This is a genomic window from Parabacteroides sp. 52 (assembly GCF_010500925.1).
Classification (GTDB): Bacteria; Bacteroidota; Bacteroidia; order Bacteroidales; family Tannerellaceae; genus QVMG01.
This window is the reverse complement of sequence record NZ_QVMG01000008.1, coordinates 54894-76910: the sequence shown is the minus strand read 5'-3', so window position 1 is coordinate 76910 and position 22017 is coordinate 54894. Positions and strand designations below refer to the sequence as shown.

The 22017-nt window shown below is 43.0% G+C and carries 16 protein-coding genes and 5 tRNA genes; 19 read left to right on the top strand and 2 right to left on the bottom strand.

From position 1 onward, the window contains the following. Positions 1–6: 6 nt before the first annotated feature. Complete coding sequence (gene nifJ, locus D0T51_RS06425) at positions 7–3549, bottom strand: pyruvate:ferredoxin (flavodoxin) oxidoreductase (RefSeq protein ID WP_163726824.1); 3543 nt, start codon at positions 3547–3549, stop codon at positions 7–9. A 130-nt stretch (positions 3550–3679) separates the two neighbouring features. Continuing rightward, complete coding sequence (locus D0T51_RS06420) at positions 3680–4858, bottom strand: ATP-binding protein (protein WP_163726821.1); 1179 nt, start codon at positions 4856–4858, stop codon at positions 3680–3682. 360 nt (positions 4859–5218) lie between these two features. Between D0T51_RS06420 and D0T51_RS06415 the strand changes: the two genes are divergently transcribed. From D0T51_RS06415 to D0T51_RS06325, 19 genes are all read left to right on the top strand, one after another. Continuing rightward, positions 5219–6061 carry a hypothetical protein gene (locus tag D0T51_RS06415; RefSeq protein ID WP_163726819.1) on the top strand — a complete coding sequence of 281 codons (843 nt, stop codon included), beginning with the start codon at positions 5219–5221 and terminating at the stop codon, positions 6059–6061. A gap of 178 nt (positions 6062–6239) precedes the next feature. Next, positions 6240–6431: a 30S ribosomal protein S21 gene (rpsU, locus tag D0T51_RS06410; protein WP_163726816.1), complete on the top strand. Its 192-nt coding sequence runs from the start codon at positions 6240–6242 to the stop codon at positions 6429–6431. 76 nt (positions 6432–6507) lie between these two features. Continuing rightward, positions 6508–7416: a tyrosine-type recombinase/integrase gene (locus tag D0T51_RS06405; RefSeq protein ID WP_163726814.1), complete on the top strand. Its 909-nt coding sequence runs from the start codon at positions 6508–6510 to the stop codon at positions 7414–7416. Next, entirely contained in the window at positions 7406–7705 is a 300-nt protein-coding gene (gene hpf, locus D0T51_RS06400; RefSeq protein WP_163726811.1) for a ribosome hibernation-promoting factor, HPF/YfiA family, read from the top strand. Before D0T51_RS06405 ends, hpf begins: the two co-directional genes overlap by 11 nt. 100 nt (positions 7706–7805) lie before the next feature. Next, a tRNA-Thr gene (locus D0T51_RS06395) sits at positions 7806–7879 on the top strand. A gap of 196 nt (positions 7880–8075) precedes the next feature. Beyond that, a tRNA-Tyr gene (locus tag D0T51_RS06390) sits at positions 8076–8158 on the top strand. A gap of 134 nt (positions 8159–8292) precedes the next feature. Further along, positions 8293–8365 (top strand) — tRNA-Gly (locus D0T51_RS06385). A 9-nt stretch (positions 8366–8374) separates the two neighbouring features. Then, a tRNA-Thr gene (locus D0T51_RS06380) sits at positions 8375–8446 on the top strand. 55 nt (positions 8447–8501) lie between these two features. Further along, the gene (gene tuf / locus D0T51_RS06375; protein ID WP_163726808.1) at positions 8502–9689 is read left to right on the top strand and encodes an elongation factor Tu; all 1188 of its coding nucleotides are present in this window, start codon (positions 8502–8504) and stop codon (positions 9687–9689) included. A 43-nt stretch (positions 9690–9732) separates the two neighbouring features. Then, positions 9733–9805: transfer RNA gene (locus tag D0T51_RS06370), tRNA-Trp, on the top strand. Between the two features lie 18 nt (positions 9806–9823). Next, entirely contained in the window at positions 9824–10018 is a 195-nt protein-coding gene (gene secE / locus D0T51_RS06365) for a preprotein translocase subunit SecE (RefSeq protein WP_163726805.1), read from the top strand. Positions 10019–10030: 12 nt separating this feature from the next. Next, positions 10031–10573, top strand: a complete 543-nt coding sequence (gene nusG, locus D0T51_RS06360; RefSeq protein ID WP_163726803.1) for a transcription termination/antitermination protein NusG — start codon at positions 10031–10033, stop codon at positions 10571–10573. Between the two features lie 69 nt (positions 10574–10642). Continuing rightward, positions 10643–11086, top strand: a complete 444-nt coding sequence (gene rplK, locus D0T51_RS06355) for a 50S ribosomal protein L11 (RefSeq protein ID WP_163726800.1) — start codon at positions 10643–10645, stop codon at positions 11084–11086. 15 nt (positions 11087–11101) lie between these two features. After that, entirely contained in the window at positions 11102–11800 is a 699-nt protein-coding gene (rplA, locus tag D0T51_RS06350; protein ID WP_163726797.1) for a 50S ribosomal protein L1, read from the top strand. 15 nt (positions 11801–11815) lie between these two features. Beyond that, a complete protein-coding gene (rplJ, locus tag D0T51_RS06345; RefSeq protein WP_163726794.1) occupies positions 11816–12340 on the top strand; it encodes a 50S ribosomal protein L10 in 525 nt (174 codons plus the stop codon). A gap of 41 nt (positions 12341–12381) precedes the next feature. Continuing rightward, complete coding sequence (gene rplL, locus D0T51_RS06340) at positions 12382–12762, top strand: 50S ribosomal protein L7/L12 (protein ID WP_163726791.1); 381 nt, start codon at positions 12382–12384, stop codon at positions 12760–12762. Positions 12763–12868: 106 nt separating this feature from the next. Then, complete coding sequence (gene rpoB, locus D0T51_RS06335) at positions 12869–16681, top strand: DNA-directed RNA polymerase subunit beta (protein WP_163726787.1); 3813 nt, start codon at positions 12869–12871, stop codon at positions 16679–16681. Between the two features lie 118 nt (positions 16682–16799). Continuing rightward, the gene (gene rpoC, locus D0T51_RS06330; RefSeq protein WP_163726784.1) at positions 16800–21080 is read left to right on the top strand and encodes a DNA-directed RNA polymerase subunit beta'; all 4281 of its coding nucleotides are present in this window, start codon (positions 16800–16802) and stop codon (positions 21078–21080) included. A 359-nt stretch (positions 21081–21439) separates the two neighbouring features. Further along, positions 21440–21751 (top strand): DUF3467 domain-containing protein, encoded by a 312-nt coding sequence (locus tag D0T51_RS06325; RefSeq protein ID WP_163726781.1) that lies wholly within the window; start codon positions 21440–21442, stop codon positions 21749–21751. Positions 21752–22017: the final 266 nt, after the last annotated feature.

Here is a 22017-nt window from a genome sequence, read left to right as displayed (position 1 = left end):
CTTTTTTTATTCGCCCCAGTTGAGGCTTAACATACGTTTGTAACTATTATAACGCCACTTCGCATTGTCTTCGGCGGCTTGGAACAATTCGGCTGCTTCGGCCGGATATTGTTTAGCAACAGATGCGAAACGTACCTCGCCTTTGAGGAAATCCTGGAATTTCGACCAGTCCGGATCTTTGCTATCCAAAGTGAACGGGTTCTTTCCTTCGGCTTCCAACGCGGGGTTGTAGCGCCACAGGTGCCAGTAACCACAAGCTACGGCTTCTTTCTCTTCCGCCTGGCTCTTACCCATACCCTTGCGGATACCGTGGTTGATACAAGGAGCATAAGCGATAACCAAAGATGGTCCATCGTAAGCTTCTGCTTCACGCAGGGCTTTGAGGGTCTGTGCCTGGTCAGCGCCCATAGCGATCTGAGCAACATATACATAACCATAGGTCGTAGCGATCATACCCAGGTCTTTCTTACGTACACGCTTACCGGCTGCCGCAAATTTAGCGATAGCACCTACCGGCGTTGCTTTAGAAGACTGACCACCGGTGTTAGAATACACCTCAGTATCGAGCACTAAGATATTTACATTCTTGCCTGAAGCGATCACGTGGTCAAGACCTCCGTAACCGATATCGTAAGAAGCACCGTCACCACCAATGATCCACTGTGAACGTTTCACCAGATAATGGCTCAGCTCAGCAATTTCTTTACAGATCGGGCAGTTGGCTGCATTTGCTTCGACAGCAGCTTTGATCTGGTCGCCCAGTTCACGGCTCTTATCGGCATCGTTCTGGTTTTCGATCCATGCTTCGAACAGTTCTTTCTTATCAGCCGGACAATCTTTAGCGATCGCATCCTGCATCAAGCGTACCAGACGCTCACGCATCTTTTCGTTCGCCAATTGCATACCCAGACCGAACTCGCAGAAGTCTTCAAATAAAGAGTTAGCCCATGCCGGACCTTGTCCTTTTTCGTTCTTTGTATACGGCGTAGAAGGAACAGACCCGGAATAGATAGAGGTACAACCTGTTGCATTAGCTACCATCTGACGGTCGCCAAACAACTGAGATACCAACTTCACATACGGTGTTTCTCCACAACCCGAGCAAGCACCTGAGAACTCAAACAACGGCGTAGCGAACTGTGAATTCTTCACATTCGATTTCACATCCACCAGGTGTTGTTTGCTCTTCACGTTCTTGGTCATATATTCCCAGTTAGGCACTTCGCCCAATTGTGATTCCAAGTCGACCATCTTCAATGCCTGGTTGCCCTTGAATCCCGGACAGATATCCGCACAGTTACCACAACCCAGACAGTCTAATACGTCTACCTGGATACGGAACTTCATGCCTTTCATTGCCGCCGGAGCTTTTACATCCAAGAAGTCTGCCTGCGGAGCGTTAGCCATTTCGGCATCATCCAACACGAACGGACGGATAGAAGCGTGAGGACAAACGTAGGCACACTGGTTACACTGGATACAGTTCTCAGCGTTCCATACCGGAACGAAAGCAGCCACACCACGTTTCTCATACTGAGCCGTTCCCTGCATCCAGGTACCGTCTTCGATACCCTTGAAAGCAGATACCGGCAATAAGTCGCCATCCTGTGCATTGATCGGACGAACTACTTCGTTGATAAATGCCGGATCGTTATTTTCTACCGCTGCATCATCCGGCAGGTTTGCCCATGCTGGATCCACAGTCAGTTGTTTATATTCACCTCCACGATCTACTGCCGCGTAGTTCATATTGACAATATTTTCACCCTTCTTACCGTAAGACTTCACGATGAACTTTTTCATCTGCTCGATAGCCAGATCCACAGGGATCACCTCGGTGATACGGAAGAATGCCGATTGCAGGATCGTATTGGTACGGTTACCCAGACCAATCTCCAACGCAATCTGCGTAGCGTTCATATAATAAACAGTCACATTCTTTTGAGCCAGGTAACGTTTTACCTTGTTCGGTAAATGTTTCGCCAATTCTTCGCCATCCCATACGGTGTTCAACAAGAAGGTACCGTTTTCACGCAACCCTTTCGTTACATCGTACATACGCAAGTAAGCCTGAACGTGACAAGCCACGAAGTTCGGTGTATTTACATAATAAGTGGAACGGATCGGCGTATCCCCGAAACGAAGGTGAGAACAGGTGAAACCACCCGACTTCTTCGAGTCGTAAGAGAAATAAGCCTGACAATATTTATTGGTGTTGTCACCGATAATCTTGATTGAGTTTTTGTTGGCACCTACTGTACCGTCAGCTCCCAAACCGTAGAATTTCGCTTCGAACATACCTTCGCCACCCATAGCGATTTCTTCTTTCTGCGGAAGAGAAGTAAAGGTTACATCGTCAACGATACCGATAGTGAACTGGTTCTTCGGCATAGCCATCGCCAGGTTTTCGTATACCGAAAGGATCTGAGCCGGAGTGGTATCTTTCGAAGACAGACCATAACGTCCACCTACCACTTCGGGCGCGTTTTCTTTTCCGTAGAAACAATCTTTCACGTCGAGATACAATGGTTCGCCTGTTGCTCCCGGTTCTTTCGTACGATCCAACACAGCGATGCGTTTCGCCGTTTTAGGCACAGCAGCCAGGAAGTGTTTCGCAGAGAAAGGACGATAGAGGTGAACCGCTACCAAACCTACCTTTTCGCCTTTAGCTGTCAGGTAGTCGATCGCTTCACGGATCGCTTCCGTTACGGAGCCCATCGCAATAATTACGCGGTCAGCATCCGGTGCTCCGTAATAGTCGAACAAACCATATTTACGTCCGGTGATTACCGACAGTTCGTTCATATATTCTTCCACAACAGCCGGAACAGCTTCGTAGTAAGAATTGCTTGATTCGCGGTGTTGGAAGAAGGCATCCGGGTTTTCCGCCATACCACGGGCTACCGGATTCTCCGGAGTCAGGGCACGTGAGCGGAACTCAGCCAATGCTTTCTGGTCGATCAGGTGAGCCAGATCTTCATTATCCAACGTTTCGATCTTCTGGATCTCGTGAGAAGTACGGAAACCATCGAAGAAGTTGATGAATGGTACGCGAGACTTGATTGTAGACAAATGCGCTACAGCAGCCAGGTCCATTACTTCCTGTACGGAACCTTCAGCCAACATAGCAAAACCTGTCTGGCGGCAAGCCATCACATCCTGGTGGTCACCAAAGATTGACAACGCGTGAGAAGCCAACGTACGAGCCGACACATGGAATACGCAAGGCAACAACTCACCTGCGATCTTATACATGTTCGGGATCATCAACAACAGCCCTTGAGAAGCTGTATACGTAGTCGTAAGCGCACCGGCTTGCAACGATCCGTGAAGTGCACCAGCAGCTCCACCTTCCGATTGCATTTCCTGCACCAATACCGTTTCGCCGAAGATATTCTTACGTCCGGCGGCTGCCCATTCATCCACATATTCTGCCATAGTGGAAGAGGGTGTGATAGGATAAATCGCAGCTACTTCACTGAACATATACGAGATATGTGCAGCAGCCTGGTTACCATCACAGGTTAAAAATTTCTTTTGTTTTGTCATAAACCAATAAACTATTAGTAATCTATTTAATTGTTAATTATAAATTGTAAATTATAAGTAAGAATTACCAAACCATCTGCTGTAAACCGTCAATCATAAACCATTACAATTTAGAATTAACAATTTACAATTAGTATAAGAATCCAAACAGCCAAAGCGGAATCTTATTCCCCTGACCAATCTCTGTCTTGTCGACAGCATAATAAAAGTCCGGATTATTCTTCACCTTTATATTTTCTTCTATTCTGAAATTATAGGTTTCGTTCACCAGGAAATGAGCGTTTTTAGTCGCTTCATTCAACTGGTTTTCTTTCATTAACTGATTATAAAAAAAGGACGCACGCACAGCCTGTACGTTGACTTCCTCCGGCCGGATGGGATACATCAGGTTGGAATTGTACATATATACGGTAGAGGGTTTCTTCGGATACATCTCCCCTGCCGGATAAAGCAAGCTGATCAAACGGGCATCGGTCAGGTATTTAATATAATTCATGACTGTGGCCCGCGAAGTCTCAATTTCCTTACTTAACTGACTCACATTGGGGGTACAAGGGGCAGTCGTAGCCAACAAATAGAGTAATTTGCGCAGCTTGGGCAGGTAACTCTGCTCTATCTGTTTGATATATAAGACGTCTACCTCCAGGATCATATTCATCGTCTTCAACAGGTTCTCCGAGAAATTTCTCTTTTCGAGAAAGAAGGGATAAAAACCATGGTGAAGATAATCCTGAAAATAAGCCATCGGTTTGACAACAGAACAGATACGGGTGGCTATTTCTTCATGATTCTGAATTACCTCTTCCAAGCGGAAGATCGGAAATTCATTCCCAGACATAAGATTAAGAAACTCACGAAAAGAAAATCCCCGCAAATGATAAGAAGAGACCCTACCCGAGAGATCCGGGTTCTCTTCTTTCAGACGCATCACCGTGGAACCGGTAAATACGATTTTGAGATCGGTAAAATGATCGTAGCAATAACGTAATTCCTTGGACCATCCGGGATATTTGAACACCTGATCGAGCAGCAATACCTTTCCCCCTTTCGCCCTGAACTCGGATGCAAAATCAATCAAGGTACGTTCCGTAAAATAAAAGTGATTCAAATTGATATAAAGACACTCTTTATTGTCGGCCCCAAAATGTTCACGGGCAATATGCAGGAGAAACGTTGTCTTTCCTACCCCACGAGAACCTTTGATACCAATCAGACGGTCGCTCCAATCGATCTCATCCATCAACCCCCGGCGTACGGGTGAATAGAGATGGTCTACCAAATATTTATGTGTCTTAAAGAAGGATTCCACTTATTCCGTCTATTGTATTCTTTTACCGGGCACAAATATAAAAAAGATTCCTCATTTTGCAATACCGAGATTGCAAAAATAGGTATTTTATAAAGCTAGACTTATCAACCGATTGTTTTCATCCACGCTTAAAAGTCATTTATTACGCGAGCTATTCTATTGCCGATGAGCATCGGCAATATTGCTGAACACGTTCGACAATATTGCTGAACAGCATCGTCAATGTTGCCGATGCCCATCGGCAATAGAATTCCCCCGGTAAAATTCATACCTATTCCCCTCATTTTCTTTGACAGACAAAGAGTCTTTTTCACATTATTCCGTATATTTGTAACAAGTCATACCCAACACTAGGAAGCGATGAAAAAGATAGCCTTATACACCTCCATACTAACCGTATTACTTTTGAGTTTAAGCGGATGCACCTCTTACTACTACTCCATCCTGGACTCTACCGACCGAAATCACCTGATCAGCCGGAACAACACAGGCGAATTCATACAGGAGAACGACTCGGTCCGCATTTCTTACAATTTCTACGGCGAAGACGCGCCTATACATATTACTATATATAATAAATTAGAGGAACCGGTTTACATCGACTGGACACGGTCCGCCATCATCATCGACGAGGTAGCCACAAGCTATTACGAAGGAATAGCTCCTATCCAGGGAGACACCTATATATATAACAACCCGGCGACCTCCTCCAGCCAAGGCAGTTTCTCGGGAGGAATCGCTTTCCCACACGGAATAAACGTCATCCCTCCACAGGCAAGAATAGAAAATACCCCTTTAACCCTTTCCAACCTTCCTTTCAAACAGATACCCAAGAAAGAGTTCACAAAGACCTCTTTTCCTGTCGAAGACTCCAAGCAGCTCACGATCTACCTAAAAGAATATACAGAAGCCGACAGCCCCCTCTACTTCCGGAGCTACCTGACTCTTTACACCGAAAGAGAAGACGGATTATTGAGCAAACCGATGGTCTTCGAAAGAAGCTTTTACGTAAACAAACTCATCAGAGCCGGCCACACTTCTCCCTCCTCCTTCCTGGGCAACAGGGAGATTCCGGGAGACCTCTTCTACGTAAAAGAAGTCAAAGGACGGAATCTCGGTATAGGCGTTGCCATCGCTGCAGGTCTGGCTGCCTCTATCGCTATCGGGTTTTACGGTGAATCACCCGACGACCCCTCCTGGTAAAACACCCTCTCCCCCTTCAGCTACTCTTCTGAACAGTAAAGATTTACTCCTTCTCAAGAGATATTTCAGAAAAAAAGCGAATAATTTGCCAGAAAGTTTTGGTAATAAGGAAACAATCCGTAATTTTGCTGCCCGTTTTGTGGATGTAATAATTCAAATAATATATTAAAAAACAATTATGATTGTAGTACCATTAAAAGAAGGCGAAAACATCGAAAAAGCGCTTAAAAAGTTTAAAAGAAAGTTCGAAAAGACAGGTATCGTAAAAGAATTGAGAAGCCGCCAGGCCTTCATCAAGCCTTCTGTAGTAAAAAGAAAACAGAATATGCGTGCGGTTTACGTACAACACCTGCAACAAATAGAAGAATAAAAAATCCTTTATACAGGCTTGTTTTATTAAATTCTTATTCCTATATTCGTTGCACGTTTGACACGACAACGAGAGTATGATTATTGATGAATTTTTAGATTATCTTCGGTATGAACGGGTGTATTCCGACCATACCCTTGCCGCATACGAGAAAGATTTGCGCCAGTTCGAAGAATATGTAAAAATTCATCAAGAAAATAATTTTGACCCGGCTCACACAGATGCAGACATTGTGCGCAATTGGATCGTCCACCTTTTAGACAATCGGATCAGCGCTTCATCTGTCAACCGGAAATTAAGTTCTTTGAAGTCTTTTTTTAGATACCTCATTAAGCAGAATGTAATTTCTACCAACCCCCTGCGACTGGTAAACGGACCCAAAACAAAAAAGCCGCTTCCTTATTTCATCAAGGAAAGCGAAATGGATCTGTTATTAGACGGAGAGGATTTCAGTGAGGATTTCGAAGGCATTAGAGACCGTTTGGTCATTGAACTATTGTACGACACCGGCATACGTCGCTCCGAACTGGCAGGAATCAAAAACTCCGACATCGATTACGACAGTATGTTAATCAAAATAACCGGTAAGCGCAACAAACAAAGACTCATCCCTTTTGCCGACAGATTAAAAAACTTACTGATCTCCTATACAGAGATCAGAAACCGTGAGGTCACAGCAAACAGCGAGTGGTTATTGCTTAAAAACAACGGAACACCGGCCAATCCGGCTTTCATCTATACTATAGTAAAGAAACGACTGAAAGAAATTCCAACACTCGCCAAGCGAAGCCCACACATACTGCGCCATTCATTTGCCACCAGTATATTAAATAACGGAGGCGAACTAAACGCAGTCAAAGAATTACTCGGACACAGCAGCATTGCGTCGACCAGTATTTACACACACACAACCTTTGAAGAATTAAAAAAAGTGTATCATGCTCATCCAAGAGCAAAAAAAGAAGGAGGTCATTATGGAAGTTAGAATTCAAGCAATTCATTTCGATGCATCTGAACAATTAGAAGCATTCGTTCAGAAGAAAGTATCAAAGTTAAGTAAGTTTTACGATGATATCATTTCTGCCGAGGTAACATTAAAGGTTGTAAAACCGGAATCTGCTAAAAACAAACAAGCAGGAATCAAGCTAAACATCAAACACGGAGATTGCTTTGCCGAGAAAGTTAATGACACTTTTGAAGCATCTGTCGACGAATGTATAGAAGCTTTGGAAAAGCAATTGGCTAAAATCAAGGAAAAAATCCGTACCAAATAAAAAAAAGGAGAAAGAAGTTTGGTATATAAGAAATAATAGCTAAATTTGCAGCCGTTTCGTCCTAGAGCCGAAACGGCTTCTTTCAGAAGAAACATTTTTTGCCTCTTTAGCTCAGTTGGCCAGAGCACGTGATTTGTAATCTCGGGGTCGTTGGTTCGAATCCGACAAGAGGCTCAACGCAAGCGCAGCTTGCGAATTGACAATTGAAAGTTGACAATTGACAATTAAAAATTGCTTCCCAGAGCGGAAAGCAATAAAGAAACAAACAAATCAACTGGTTGTTGGCAGAGGCTGACAATTTCTTTGAAATTCTGATACAAAAAAAACGATTAATTGTCAACTGTCAATTATCCATTGTCAATTAAAAAAGGGGCAGTTACCAGAGTGGCCAAATGGGGCTGACTGTAACTCAGCTGTCTTTCGACTTCGGTGGTTCGAATCCATCACTGCCCACATGAGCGAGCAGGCTCGCTCAAATTGACAATGAACAATTGACAATTGACAATGAAATATTTTTATTTCATTCTGAATAATTGTCAATTATCAACTGTCAATTGTCAATTTATTTTTTGCGCAAGCAAAAATATGCGGAAGTAGCTCAGTTGATAGAGCATTAGCCTTCCAAGCTGAGGGTCGCGGGTTTGAGCCCCGTCTTCCGCTCTCAAGATTGCCTGTGTAGCTCAGCGGTAGAGCACTTCCTTGGTAAGGAAGAGGTCCCGAGTTCAAGTCTCGGCACCGGCTCAAAAGAACAGATTGTAAAACATGATCATTAATCAAATAAAGAACAATTAAAGTTATGGCAAAAGAAAAATTTGACAGATCGAAACCACACGTAAACATTGGTACGATTGGTCACGTTGACCACGGTAAAACAACTTTGACAGCTGCTATCACTACAGTGCTGGCGAAGAGAGGTCTTTCAGAGCTGCGTTCATTCGATTCTATCGACAACGCTCCTGAAGAAAAAGAAAGAGGTATTACAATCAATACTTCACACGTAGAATATCAAACTGCTAATCGTCACTACGCTCACGTAGACTGTCCGGGTCACGCCGACTACGTTAAGAACATGGTAACGGGTGCTGCTCAGATGGACGGTGCTATCATCGTAGTTGCTTCTACTGACGGTCCTATGCCCCAAACTCGCGAGCACATCCTTTTGGCTCGTCAGGTAAACGTTCCTAGATTGGTTGTTTTCATGAACAAATGTGACTCTGTGGACGATGAAGAAATGTTAGACTTGGTTGAAATGGAAATGAGAGAACTTCTTTCATTCTACAATTTCGACGGCGACAATACTCCGGTTATCCGTGGATCTGCTTTGGGTGGATTGAACGGTGACGCACAATGGGAAGACAAAATCATGGAATTGATGGACGCTTGCGATACTTGGATTCCACTGCCTCCTCGTGAAGTAGACAAACCTTTCTTGATGCCGGTTGAAGACGTGTTCTCTATCACAGGTCGTGGTACAGTAGCAACAGGTCGTATCGAAACAGGTATCATCAAAGTAGGTGAAGAAGTTTCTATCATCGGTTTAGGAGCTGAAGGCATGAAATCTGTAGTAACAGGTGTTGAAATGTTCCGTAAGCTGTTAGACGAAGGTCAAGCAGGTGACAACGTAGGTTTGTTGTTGCGTGGTGTTGACAAAAACGAAATCAAACGTGGTATGGTTATCACTCACCCAGGAAAAGTAACTCCTCACTCTAGAGTAAAAGCGGAGGTGTATATCCTGAAGAAAGAAGAAGGTGGACGTCACACTCCATTCCACAACAAATACCGTCCTCAGTTCTACATCCGTACCTTGGACGTAACAGGTGAGATCACTCTTCCTGAAGGAACTGAAATGGTAATGCCTGGTGATAACGTAACGATCACTGTAGAGTTGATCTACCCGGTAGCTTGTAGCGAAGGTCTTCGTTTCGCTATCCGCGAAGGTGGACGTACAGTAGGTGCAGGTCAGATTACTGAATTATTAGACTAATTCTACTATAAAACCCAAGCCGGTTTTCGGACCGGCTTGATTTACGGAAGTAGCTCAGTTGGTAGAGCACTGGTCTCCAAAACCAGGTGTCGGGAGTTCGAGCCTCTCCTTCCGTGCAAAAATCTATAGATTCGATGAAAAAGATAATAAACTATATTAAGGAATCTTATAACGAACTTGTTTATAAAGTTTCTTGGCCAACGAGAACAGAGCTTTCCAATAGTGCAGTAGTGGTTATGATTGCTTCCCTTATCATTGCAGCATTAATCTTTGTTATTGACGTGGCTTTTGAAGGCGTGATGCGTTTCGTCTACGAAAGAATTTTTTAATTGGTTTGAGGTATGTCTGATATCCAAAAGAAATTTTACGTTCTACGAGCCATTAGTGGTAAGGAGAATAAGGTAAGAGAATATCTTGAAGCTGAACTAAAGAATACGGACTTAGGAGAATACGTTTCACAAGTTCTTATCCCCACAGAAAAAACGTTTACTGTACGTAACGGCAAGAAGGTGATGAAAGAAAGAGCCTACTTGCCTGGTTATGTTTTAGTAGAAGCCGCTTTGGTGGGAGAAGTAGCCCATCGATTGAGAACCATCCCGAATGTGATTGGATTTTTAGGCGGATCAGATAATCCGATCCCTCTTCGTCCTTCTGAAGTAAATCGTATCTTAGGTACGGTTGATGAACTGCAGGAGAATCAAGACGAGCTGGATATCCAATTCTACGTAGGAGAAACAGTGAAAGTGACTTTTGGTCCTTTCAACGGTTTCAGTGGTATCATCGAAGAAGTCAATGCCGAGAAAAAGAAACTCAAAGTGATGGTTAAAATCTTCGGACGGAAGACCCCGCTTGAGTTAGGTTATTTACAAGTAGAGAAAGAATAGTACATTTTTGTTACGAATCGTACTACCCGTCTTTCTTTCAGTTATTATTATATTTAAATTGTAGAAAAAATGGCTAAAGAAGTTGCTGGACAAATCAAATTGCAGATTAAAGGAGGAGCAGCAAACCCTTCTCCCCCAGTAGGACCTGCTTTAGGTTCGAAGGGTATTAATATTATGGAGTTTTGCAAGCAATTCAATGCCAGGACTCAGGACAAGGCTGGTAAGGTATTACCTGTGGTAATCACTTATTATGCCGATAAAACATTCGACTTTATCGTAAAAACCCCTCCTGTAGCAATCCAATTATTGGAAGCTTCCAAACAGAAGAGTGGTTCTGCCGAACCTAACCGTAAGAAAATTGCGGAAATTACCTGGGAACAGGTAAAGGCTATCGCAGAAGATAAAATAGTCGATTTGAACTGCTTTACTGTTGATGCAGCCATGAAAATGGTAGCAGGAACAGCCAGAAGTATGGGTATCACCGTCAAAGGTACATTCCCGGGTAATAATTAATAAAATTCAATTGAGATGAGTAAACTTACAAAAAATCAAAAGTTGGCTTTAGGCAAGATTGAACCGGGGAAAGCATATACATTAAAGGAAGCATCTGCATTGGTAAAAGAAATTACGACTACCAAGTTTGACGCTTCTGTGGATGTGGATGTTCGCTTAGGTGTTGACCCCCGTAAAGCCAATCAAATGGTCAGAGGCGTTGTTTCATTGCCTCACGGAACTGGTAAGCAGATTAGAGTTCTCGCATTATGTACACCGGACAAAGAAGCAGAAGCGAAAGAAGCGGGTGCTGACTACGTAGGTCTGGATGAGTATATTGATAAGATCAAAGGCGGTTGGACCGATATTGATGTTATCATTACCATGCCTTCTATCATGGGTAAAATTGGTGCTTTAGGTCGTGTATTAGGTCCTCGTGGCTTGATGCCTAACCCCAAAAGCGGTACGGTTACCAATGAAGTAGGAAATGCTGTAAAAGAAGTGAAACAAGGTAAGATCGACTTTAAAGTAGATAAAAGCGGTATTGTTCATACATCGGTAGGTAAAGTGTCTTTCACTCCCGACCAGATCCGTGACAACGCCAAAGAATTTATCTCTACCTTGCTGAAACTGAAACCTACAGCAGCTAAAGGTACATATATAAAGAGCATTTATCTTTCAAGTACAATGAGTGCGGGTATTAAAATTGACCCCAAATCAGTTGAAGAAAACTAATTAAACAATTGAACAATGAGAAAGGAAGATAAAAGCGCTATTATCGAGCTGTTAGCTGCAACTGTGAATGAGTATCCTAATTTCTATTTAACTGATATCGAAGCATTAGATGCAGAGAAAACCAGTCAATTGAGAAGAGCATGCTTCAAACAGGAGGTGAAACTGATCGTAGTAAAGAATACATTGCTTAAAAAAGCATTGGAAAACGTGGAAGGTGATTTCTCACCGTTAGACGTAGCACTCAAGGGAAATACGGCTGTGATGTTTTCACAACAGGCCAACGTCCCTGCCCGCCTGATCAAAGAATTTACAAAAGAAAGCAAAGGAGAAGGTAAGCCTCAGTTAAAAGCGGCTTACGTACAAGAAAGCTTCTATATCGGAGCCGAAAACCTAAGCGCTTTGGTAAATATAAAGAGCAAAAACGAACTTATTGGAGAAGTTGTTACTTTGTTGCAATCTCCTGCGAAGAACGTTATCTCTGCTTTGAGTGCATCAGGACAAACAATTCATGGTCTTTTAAAGACGCTTGAAGAAAGATAAGAATTAATATTAAGAAAAATAATCATTTAAATCATACAAAAATGGCAGATTTGAAAGCTTTTGCTGAACAATTAGTAAACTTGACTGTAAAAGAAGTAAGCGAACTAGCTACTATCCTGAAAGAAGAATATGGTATCGAACCTGCTGCTGCAGCTGTAGCTGTTGCAGGTCCTGCAGCTGGCGGTGCTGCTGCTGGTGGCGAAGAAGAAAAATCTTCTTTCGATGTTATCTTGAAATCAGCTGGTGCTAATAAATTAGCGATCGTTAAATTAGTAAAAGAATTAACAGGTCTTGGCTTGAAAGAAGCAAAAGATTTAGTTGACGGAGCTCCTAGCGCTATCAAAGAAGGTGTCGCTAAAGCAGACGCAGAAGGATTAAAGAAAAGCTTAGAAGAAGCAGGAGCGGAAGTTGAGCTTAAATAATATTCATAACCTGTTAAGCAGGTGACTTGGTTAAGAGTCTGCATTTAAGGAGACTCTTAACCTTTTTGTGTCTTTATTTTCATTAAGTTCAATAAAATCCTTACAAATGTCTTCAACAGCTGATAAACAAAGAGTTAACTTCGCTTCGATTAAGAATCCTCTACCCTATCCGGACTTTCTCGAAGTACAATTGAAGTCATTCCAAGACTTTCTTCAACTTGACACTGCTCCTGAAAAACGGAAAAAGGAGGGGTTGTATAAAGTGTTTGCAGAGAATTTTCCCATTGCAGATACGCGTAACAACTTTGTGTTAGAGTTCTTAGATTATTATATCGATCCGCCGCGCTATACGATAGACGAATGTATTGCCCGCGGATTAACTTATAGCGTACCATTAAAAGCAAAGCTGAAACTGTACTGTACAGATCCGGATCACGAGGACTTCGACACGGTTATTCAAGATGTATACCTGGGTCCTATTCCGTATATGACAGAAAGAGGAACTTTTGTAATCAATGGTGCCGAACGTGTAGTAGTATCTCAATTACACCGTTCACCCGGCGTATTCTTTGGACAGAGTACACACGCGAACGGAACGAAATTATACTCTGCCCGTATCATCCCATTCAAGGGATCATGGATCGAATTCGCTACCGACATCAACAATGTGATGTACGCGTATATCGACCGTAAAAAGAAATTGCCTGTAACTACCCTTTTGAGAGCTATCGGCTTTGAAAGCGACAAAGATATTCTTGAAATCTTTAATCTGGCAGAAGAGGTAAAGGTAACGAAGACCAATCTGAAAAAACTTATCGGACGTAAACTGGCCGCTCGTGTACTGAAAACCTGGGTAGAAGACTTTGTGGATGAAGATACCGGTGAGGTGGTTTCTATTGAACGAAATGACGTCATTATCGATCGGGAGTCGATACTTGATCAGGATAATATAGAAGAGATCCTGGATTCAGGCACTCAGTATGTATTGTTACATAAGGAAGATCAAAACCTCTCCGACTATGCAATTATATATAACACCTTACAGAAAGACCCAAGTAACTCGGAGAAAGAGGCCGTTCTCTATATCTACAGACAGTTACGTAATGCAGAACCGGCAGATGAGGCAAGTGCACGTGAAGTAATCACCAACTTGTTCTTCTCTGAAAAACGGTATGACTTAGGGGAAGTAGGGCGTTACAGAATCAATAAGAAATTAGGTCTTACCACCAGTGACGAAGTAAAGGTACTCACCAAAGAAGATATCATTGAAATTATCAAGTATCTGATTGAACTGATAAATTCAAAAACAATTGTGGATGATATCGACCACTTGAGTAACCGTCGCGTTCGTACGGTGGGTGAGCAATTATATAATCAGTTCGGTATCGGTCTGGCACGTATGTCACGTACCGTACGCGAACGTATGAACGTACGCGACAATGAAGTATTTACTCCGATCGACTTGATCAATGCGAAGACTATTTCTTCGGTTGTCAATTCATTCTTCGGAACCAATGCTTTGTCGCAGTTTATGGATCAAACCAATCCATTGGCCGAGATCACACACAAACGTCGTTTGTCTGCTCTGGGACCGGGTGGTTTGTCTAGAGAGCGTGCCGGTTTTGAGGTACGTGACGTTCACTATACACACTACGGTCGTCTTTGTCCGATTGAAACACCGGAAGGTCCGAACATCGGTTTGATCTCTTCTCTTTGTGTATACGCCAAAATCAATGATTTAGGATTTATATCTACCCCTTACCGTAAAGTAAAAGACGGACAGGTAGACTTCTCTAAAGAAGGATTGGACTACTACACAGCCGAAGAAGAAGAAAAGATGACTGTTGCCCAAGGAAATGCTCCATTGGATGAAAAGGGTAAATTTATCCGCGACAAGGTTAAATCAAGATTTGAAGCTGATTTCCCTGTCGTTCCGCCTGCTGAAGTAGATTTGATGGACGTTTCTCCGACGCAGATTGCCTCTATCGCAGCCTCTTTGATTCCTTTCCTGGAACATGACGATGCGAACCGTGCATTGATGGGATCTAACATGATGCGCCAGGCAGTTCCATTGATTCATGCCGATGCTCCTATCGTGGGTACAGGTATTGAAAAACAAGTTGCAAAAGATTCACGTACACAAATTACCGCAGAAAGTGACGGTGAAGTAGTATACGTAGACGCTACAACGATAAAAATCAAATACGATCGTTCCGAAGATGAAGATTTCGTAAGCTTCGAAGATTCGATTAAAACATATGTTATTCCTAAATGGCGTAAAACGAACCAAAGCACAACCGTGGACTTACGTCCTATCTGTGTCGTTGGTCAACGCGTTACAGCCGGAGATATCCTCACGGAAGGTTATTCGACTCAAAATGGCGAGTTAGCCCTCGGACGTAATGTGATGGTGGCTTATATGCCTTGGAAAGGATACAACTATGAGGATGCGATCGTATTGAACGAACGCATGGTGCGGGAAGACTTCTTTACATCTGTACACGTAGATGAATACATCCTCGAAGTACGGGAAACCAAACGCGGTATGGAAGAGTTGACATCTGATATCCCGAACGTAAGTGAAGAAGCAACCAAAGACCTGGACGAAAGAGGTATTGTACGCGTAGGAGCACGTATCGAACCGGGAGATATCCTGATCGGTAAGATTACCCCCAAAGGGGAATCCGATCCTTCTCCGGAAGAAAAATTATTGCGTGCTATCTTTGGTGATAAAGCCGGAGATGTGAAAGATGCTTCTTTGAAAGCAACTCCTTCTTTGCGGGGTGTTGTTGTTGATACCAGTCTTTTCTCCAAAGCGGTGAAGAAACGGAAATCCCGTCTGACCGACAAAGCGATTTTGCCGAAGCTGGACGAAGAGTACGAAGAAAAGTTAGCCGATCTGAAAAATCAGTTGGTCGAAAAACTGCTTGTATTGACAAACGGTAAAACATCACAGGGTGTGAAAGACTACATGAACACCGAAGTGATTCTGAAAGGAGCCAAATTTACCCGCAAGGCACTGGAAGAGCTTGATTATAGCGCTATACAGGTAAGTAAATGGACCGCCGACAATGATAAAAACGAACTGATCAAACAGGTAATCCTGAACTATCTGAAAAAATACAAAGAGTTGGATGCTGAACTGAGACGTAAGAAATTCGACCTTACTATCGGAGATGAATTACCAACAGGTATTGTACAGATGGCGAAAGTATACATTGCGAAAAAACGTAAGATTCAGGTAGGTGATAAGATGGCAGGACGTCACGGTAACAAAGGTATTGTATCCAAGATTGTCCGTCAGGAAGATATGCCGTTCCTGGATAACGGAAGACCTGTTGACATCTGTTTGAATCCACTAGGGGTACCTTCTCGTATGAACCTGGGACAGATCTTTGAAGCTGTATTGGGTTGGGCAGGAAGAAGCCTGGATGTTAAATTCGCTACTCCTATTTTTGACGGTGCCTCTATTGATGACCTGAACGAATGGACAGACAAAGCCGGTATTCCACGCTACGGTAAAACGTACTTATATGATGGAGGTACAGGAGAACGTTTTGACCAACCAGCGACAGTAGGTGTTACTTACTTCCTGAAACTGGGTCACATGGTAGATGATAAGATGCACGCCCGTTCAATCGGTCCGTACTCTTTGATCACCCAACAACCTTTAGGTGGTAAAGCCCAGTTCGGGGGACAACGTTTTGGGGAAATGGAAGTTTGGGCACTGGAAGCATTCGGTGCGGCTCACATCCTTCAAGAAATACTAACAATCAAGTCGGACGATGTTGTCGGACGCTCAAAAGCTTATGAAGCAATCGTGAAAGGTGATCCTATGCCAACACCGGGAATCCCTGAATCATTGAATGTATTGCTTCATGAACTCAGAGGACTTGGTTTGAGTTTCACTCTGGACTAAATATAAGAGAGAATGAAAAACAGGAGATTATCTCATAGGCTGTTTTTCATTCTTAATTTTCAAACAACGTTCGCCTAGCGAAACGTAAAGCAATTTTCAATTTTCAATTTGAAGGAATATGGCTTTTAGAAAAGAAAATAAGATAAAAAGTAACTTTTCAAAGATCACAATCGGTTTAGCTTCTCCAGAAGAGATTCTTGAAAACTCAAGCGGTGAAGTACTAAAACCGGAAACGATTAACTATCGTACGTATAAACCTGAACGTGACGGTTTGTTCTGCGAGCGCATTTTTGGTCCGATCAAAGACTACGAATGTCATTGCGGTAAATACAAACGCATCCGTTATAAAGGAATTGTCTGCGATCGTTGCGGGGTAGAAGTTACAGAAAAGAAAGTACGTCGTGAACGTATGGGACACATCCATTTGGTGGTCCCTGTAGCGCATATATGGTATTTCCGTTCATTGCCGAACAAAATCGGTTACCTGTTAGGTTTACCTACCAAGAAACTGGATTCTATCATTTATTATGAACGTTATGTAGTGATTCAAGCAGGAACAGTTGAAGACGTTACTGAGTTGGATCTCCTATCTGAGGAAGAATATCTGAATATTTTAGATAGCCTACCCAAAGAAAACCAAATGTTGGAAGATACCGATCCGAACAAATTCATTGCAAAGATCGGAGCGGAAGCAGTCTACGAATTATTGGCTCGTCTGGATCTGGATTCACTCTCCTATGACTTACGTCACCGTGCCAGTACAGATACTTCCCAACAACGCAAGAATGAAGCCTTGAAACGTTTACAGGTGGTTGAATCTTTCCGTGCATCTCGTGGTCGTAACAAACCGGAATGGATGATTGTGAAAGTAGTGCCTGTAATTCCACCCGAATTGCGCCCATTGGTGCCACTGGATGGGGGACGTTTTGCGACTTCCGACTTAAATGACCTGTACCGTCGTGTGATTATCCGTAACAACCGCTTGAAACGTCTGATCGACATTAAGGCTCCGGAAGTAATCTTACGTAATGAAAAACGTATGCTTCAGGAAGCGGTAGACTCCTTGTTTGACAACTCTCGTAAATCAAGTGCTGTAAAAACAGATGCCAACCGTCCGTTGAAATCTCTTTCAGACAGCTTGAAGGGGAAGCAAGGTCGTTTCCGTCAGAACCTATTGGGTAAACGTGTGGACTACTCAGCCCGTTCGGTTATCGTCGTTGGTCCTGAACTAAAAATGCATGAATGTGGTTTGCCCAAAAACATGGCAGCCGAACTTTATAAACCTTTCGTTATTCGTAAATTGATCGAACGCGGTATCGTAAAAACGGTGAAATCAGCCAAAAAGATTGTAGACCGTAAAGAACCCGTTGTTTGGGATATTTTGGAATATGTAATGAAAGGACATCCTGTGTTACTGAACCGTGCACCTACATTGCACCGCTTAGGTATCCAGGCATTCCAACCGAAATTGATTGAAGGAAAAGCAATCCAGTTGCACCCGTTGGCTTGTACGGCATTCAACGCCGACTTTGACGGTGACCAGATGGCTGTACACTTGCCCTTAGGCAATGAAGCGGTTCTGGAAGCGCAAATGTTGATGCTTGCTTCACACAATATCTTAAACCCGGCTAACGGGGCTCCTATTACCGTTCCTTCACAGGATATGGTGCTTGGTTTGTATTACATCACCAAGATGCGCAAAGGTAGCAAAGGAGAAGGATTAACTTTCTACGGACCGGAAGAAGCAACAATTGCCTATAACGAAGGTAAAGTCTCTATCCATGCTCCAATCAAAGTCTATGTGAACGATGTAGACAAAGAAGGAAATACCATAAAGAGAATGATAGAAACTTCTGTCGGCCGCTTAATGGTAAATGAATTCGTGCCAAAAGAAGTAGGTTATATCAACGAAATCTTAGGTAAAAAATCGTTGCGTGATATCATCGGTAACGTGATTAAGGTATGTGGAGTAGCTCGTACCGCTCAGTTCCTTGACGATATTAAGAACCTGGGATATCTGATGGCCTTCAAGGGAGGATTATCTTTCAACCTGGCTGACGTTGTCATCCCGGCTGAAAAAGAAATATTGATAAAAGAAGGAGATGCTGAAGTAGAACAAATCATGGCTAACTATAGCATGGGATTCATCACCTTCAACGAACGTTACAACCAGATCATCGATACATGGACCCACGTTAACAGCAAACTTTCGAATATCCTTATTAAGAAATTGGCTGAAGACAACGATGGATTCAACTCCGTATACATGATGATGGATTCCGGTGCCCGTGGTTCTAAAGAACAGATCCGTCAGTTATCCGGTATGCGTGGTTTGATGGCCAAACCGCAAAAAAGTGGAGCTGAAGGAGGTCAGATCATTGAAAACCCGATCCTCTCGAACTTTAAAGAAGGATTGTCTGTGTTGGAGTACTTTATCTCTACGCACGGTGCTCGTAAAGGTTTGGCGGATACCGCTTTGAAAACGGCTGATGCCGGTTACCTGACCCGTCGTCTGGTTGACGTATCTCATGATGTGATCATCAACGAAGAAGACTGTGGTACATTGCGTGGATTGATCTGTACAGAATTGAAAAATAACGAAGAAGTAATCGCTTCGCTGTACGAACGTATCCTGGGTCGTGTATCTGTTCACGATATTCAACACCCATTAACAGGTGAAATCATTGTTAACGCCGGTGAAGAAATCCGTGAAGATGCGGCAGAGATGATTCAAAACTCACCTATTGAAAGCGTAGAGATCCGTTCGGTTCTTACCTGCGAATCCAAGAAGGGGGTATGTGCCAAATGTTATGGCCGTAACCTGGCTTCCGGAAGAATGGTTCAAAAAGGAGAAGTTGTCGGCGTTATTGCTGCACAATCTATCGGTGAACCGGGTACACAGTTGACATTGCGTACATTCCACGTAGGGGGTATTGCTTCTAACATCGCCACCGAAAACAGTATCATTTCTAAATACGATGGTATCCTTGAAATTGACGAACTTCGCGCTGTTGAAGCTGTTGAAGGCGGTAAAAAACACCAAGTAGTTGTTAGCCGTCTGGCTGAAATGCGTATCGTTGACCCCAATACAAACATTGTATTGCTCACACATAATATTCCTTATGGTTCTAAACTCTTCTTCAAGAGTGGAGACAAGGTGAAAAAAGGAAATGTAATTATTGAATGGGACCCATTCAACGCCGTTATCGTTTCGGAAGTATCGGGTAAGATCGAATTTGAAAACGTAATAGAAAACGTTACTTACAAAGTAGAAAGTGACGAAACAACAGGTTTGAAGGAAAAGATTATCATCGAATCCAAAGATAAGACAAAAGCTCCGGCTGCGCATATCGTTGATGAGAAGGGTGATCACCTGAAAAACTATTCATTACCCCTGGGAGCACACGTCGTGAAAGAAAACGGCGATGAAGTGAAAGCGGGTGAAGTATTGGTTAAGATTCCACGTGCTGTTGGTAAAACAGGTGATATCACCGGTGGTTTGCCTCGTGTAACAGAATTGTTCGAGGCACGTAACCCATCCAACCCAGCTGTTGTTTCTGAAATCGACGGAGAAATTGGATTCGGTAAGATCAAACGGGGTAACCGTGAAATCACAGTCACCTCTAAATTGGGTGAAGTGAAGAAATACATGGTTCCATTATCCAAACAATTATTGGTTCAGGAAAACGACTATATCCGTGCAGGTATGCCTTTATCAGATGGAGCAATCACTCCTTCAGATATCCTGGCTATCAAAGGCCCTACAGCCGTTCAGGAATATATTGTGAATGAGGTACAAGACGTATACCGCCTACAAGGGGTGAAGATCAACGACAAACACTTCGAAGTGATCGTGCGTCAGATGATGCGTAAAGTAGAAGTCGTCGATCCGGGAGATACCCGCTTCCTGGAACAACAGGTAGTGGATAAACTGGATGTGATGGATGAAAACGATCGTATCTGGGGCAAAAAAGTAGTGCTTGATGCCGGTGATTCACAAACCATGCAGGCCGGACAAATTGTGACCGCCCGTAAACTTCGGGATGAAAACAGTATGTTGAAACGTCGTGACTTGAAACTGGTAGAAGTACGTGATGCAGTTCCTGCTACAGCCAACCAGATCCTTCAAGGTATCACCCGTGCTGCCCTGCAGACCACCAGCTTTATGTCGGCTGCTTCCTTCCAGGAAACAACCAAAGTATTGAACGAAGCTGCTATCAATGGAAAGGTTGACCGTTTGGAAGGTTTGAAAGAAAACGTAATCTGCGGACACTTAATCCCTGCCGGTACCGGTCAACGTGAGTTTGATAAACTCGTTGTTGGAGCAAAAGATGAATTTGAGCGTATCATGGCTAACCGTAAGACAGTCGTTGATTTCAGCTCAATGGAAAACGAATAAGAAGCCTTTATATAGGTATTTAAGAGCTACCGGAGCCAATTCCGGTAGCTCTTTTTTTATTTCATGTATAGAATTTTCTTAGAATATTTGGCTGTTCGTATAAAACTCTGTACTTTTGTTCGATCTAGTGATAGATATTAGCACTATGTATCTAAACTTGAAAAAAACGTTTTAATAGATTATTATTTAAACACAAAAGTATTTTTACATTGGTCTAAAGAATTGAGAATTAAAAACACAACATGGAAGCGACTGCCTGTGAAGGTGGTCGTTTCACTTTTATACCCCTCTTTATCATTATCCATTCTTCTAAATGCGTATATTTGTTTGCAAAAAACAAATCATCAAAAGAAGAACGTATGGAAAACAAAAAACAACCTAATGAGATTCAAGTAGAGCTATCCGAAGAGATGGCACAAGGCACATACGCCAACCTGGCAATAATATCCCATTCCTCCTCCGAATTTATCCTGGATTTTATCCGCATCGTGCCCGGAGTACCCAAGGCCAAAGTCAAAAGCCGGATCATCCTCACTCCTGATAATGCCAAACGGCTGTTAGGGGCTTTACAGGATAATATCTCCCAGTTTGACGGACAACAGCAAAGAGATAAAACAGCCAACTTCGACGACTTTATGCCTCCCCTGGGCGGCATACCGGGTGAAGCCTAAGAGAGTTTAACACTCTCTCCCTTGTTACTTGGCAGATCTCCCTGGAATCTTATGAAATGTTTCAGAGAGGGGGGGACTAAAAGTGACAACCAACTTCAGGATAAGTCAAAACCGCTGAGAATTTTAGTGTTGATAGCTATCGACAGTACTGTTGATAATTATGGACAATACTGTTGATAGCTATCAACAGTACTGTCGACGATCGTCGACAGTCAAATTTATCCAGGTTCTTGATCCTACCCCTTTGATTTCCGGGGTGATCTCCT

What these genes read in the sequence shown, in the direction of transcription:
- nifJ (WP_163726824.1), bottom strand. Translation starts at nt 3,549, where the DNA reads ATGACAAAACAAAAGAAATTTTTAACCTGTGATGGTAACCAGGCTGCT.
- D0T51_RS06415 (WP_163726819.1), top strand. Translation starts at nt 5,219, where the DNA reads ATGAAAAAGATAGCCTTATACACCTCCATACTAACCGTATTACTTTTG.
- rpsU (WP_163726816.1), top strand. Translation starts at nt 6,240, where the DNA reads ATGATTGTAGTACCATTAAAAGAAGGCGAAAACATCGAAAAAGCGCTT.
- D0T51_RS06405 (WP_163726814.1), top strand. Translation starts at nt 6,508, where the DNA reads ATGATTATTGATGAATTTTTAGATTATCTTCGGTATGAACGGGTGTAT.
- hpf (WP_163726811.1), top strand. Translation starts at nt 7,406, where the DNA reads ATGGAAGTTAGAATTCAAGCAATTCATTTCGATGCATCTGAACAATTA.
- tuf (WP_163726808.1), top strand. Translation starts at nt 8,502, where the DNA reads ATGGCAAAAGAAAAATTTGACAGATCGAAACCACACGTAAACATTGGT.
- secE (WP_163726805.1), top strand. Translation starts at nt 9,824, where the DNA reads ATGAAAAAGATAATAAACTATATTAAGGAATCTTATAACGAACTTGTT.
- nusG (WP_163726803.1), top strand. Translation starts at nt 10,031, where the DNA reads ATGTCTGATATCCAAAAGAAATTTTACGTTCTACGAGCCATTAGTGGT.
- rplK (WP_163726800.1), top strand. Translation starts at nt 10,643, where the DNA reads ATGGCTAAAGAAGTTGCTGGACAAATCAAATTGCAGATTAAAGGAGGA.
- rplA (WP_163726797.1), top strand. Translation starts at nt 11,102, where the DNA reads ATGAGTAAACTTACAAAAAATCAAAAGTTGGCTTTAGGCAAGATTGAA.
- rplJ (WP_163726794.1), top strand. Translation starts at nt 11,816, where the DNA reads ATGAGAAAGGAAGATAAAAGCGCTATTATCGAGCTGTTAGCTGCAACT.
- rplL (WP_163726791.1), top strand. Translation starts at nt 12,382, where the DNA reads ATGGCAGATTTGAAAGCTTTTGCTGAACAATTAGTAAACTTGACTGTA.
- rpoB (WP_163726787.1), top strand. Translation starts at nt 12,869, where the DNA reads ATGTCTTCAACAGCTGATAAACAAAGAGTTAACTTCGCTTCGATTAAG.
- rpoC (WP_163726784.1), top strand. Translation starts at nt 16,800, where the DNA reads ATGGCTTTTAGAAAAGAAAATAAGATAAAAAGTAACTTTTCAAAGATC.
- D0T51_RS06325 (WP_163726781.1), top strand. Translation starts at nt 21,440, where the DNA reads ATGGAAAACAAAAAACAACCTAATGAGATTCAAGTAGAGCTATCCGAA.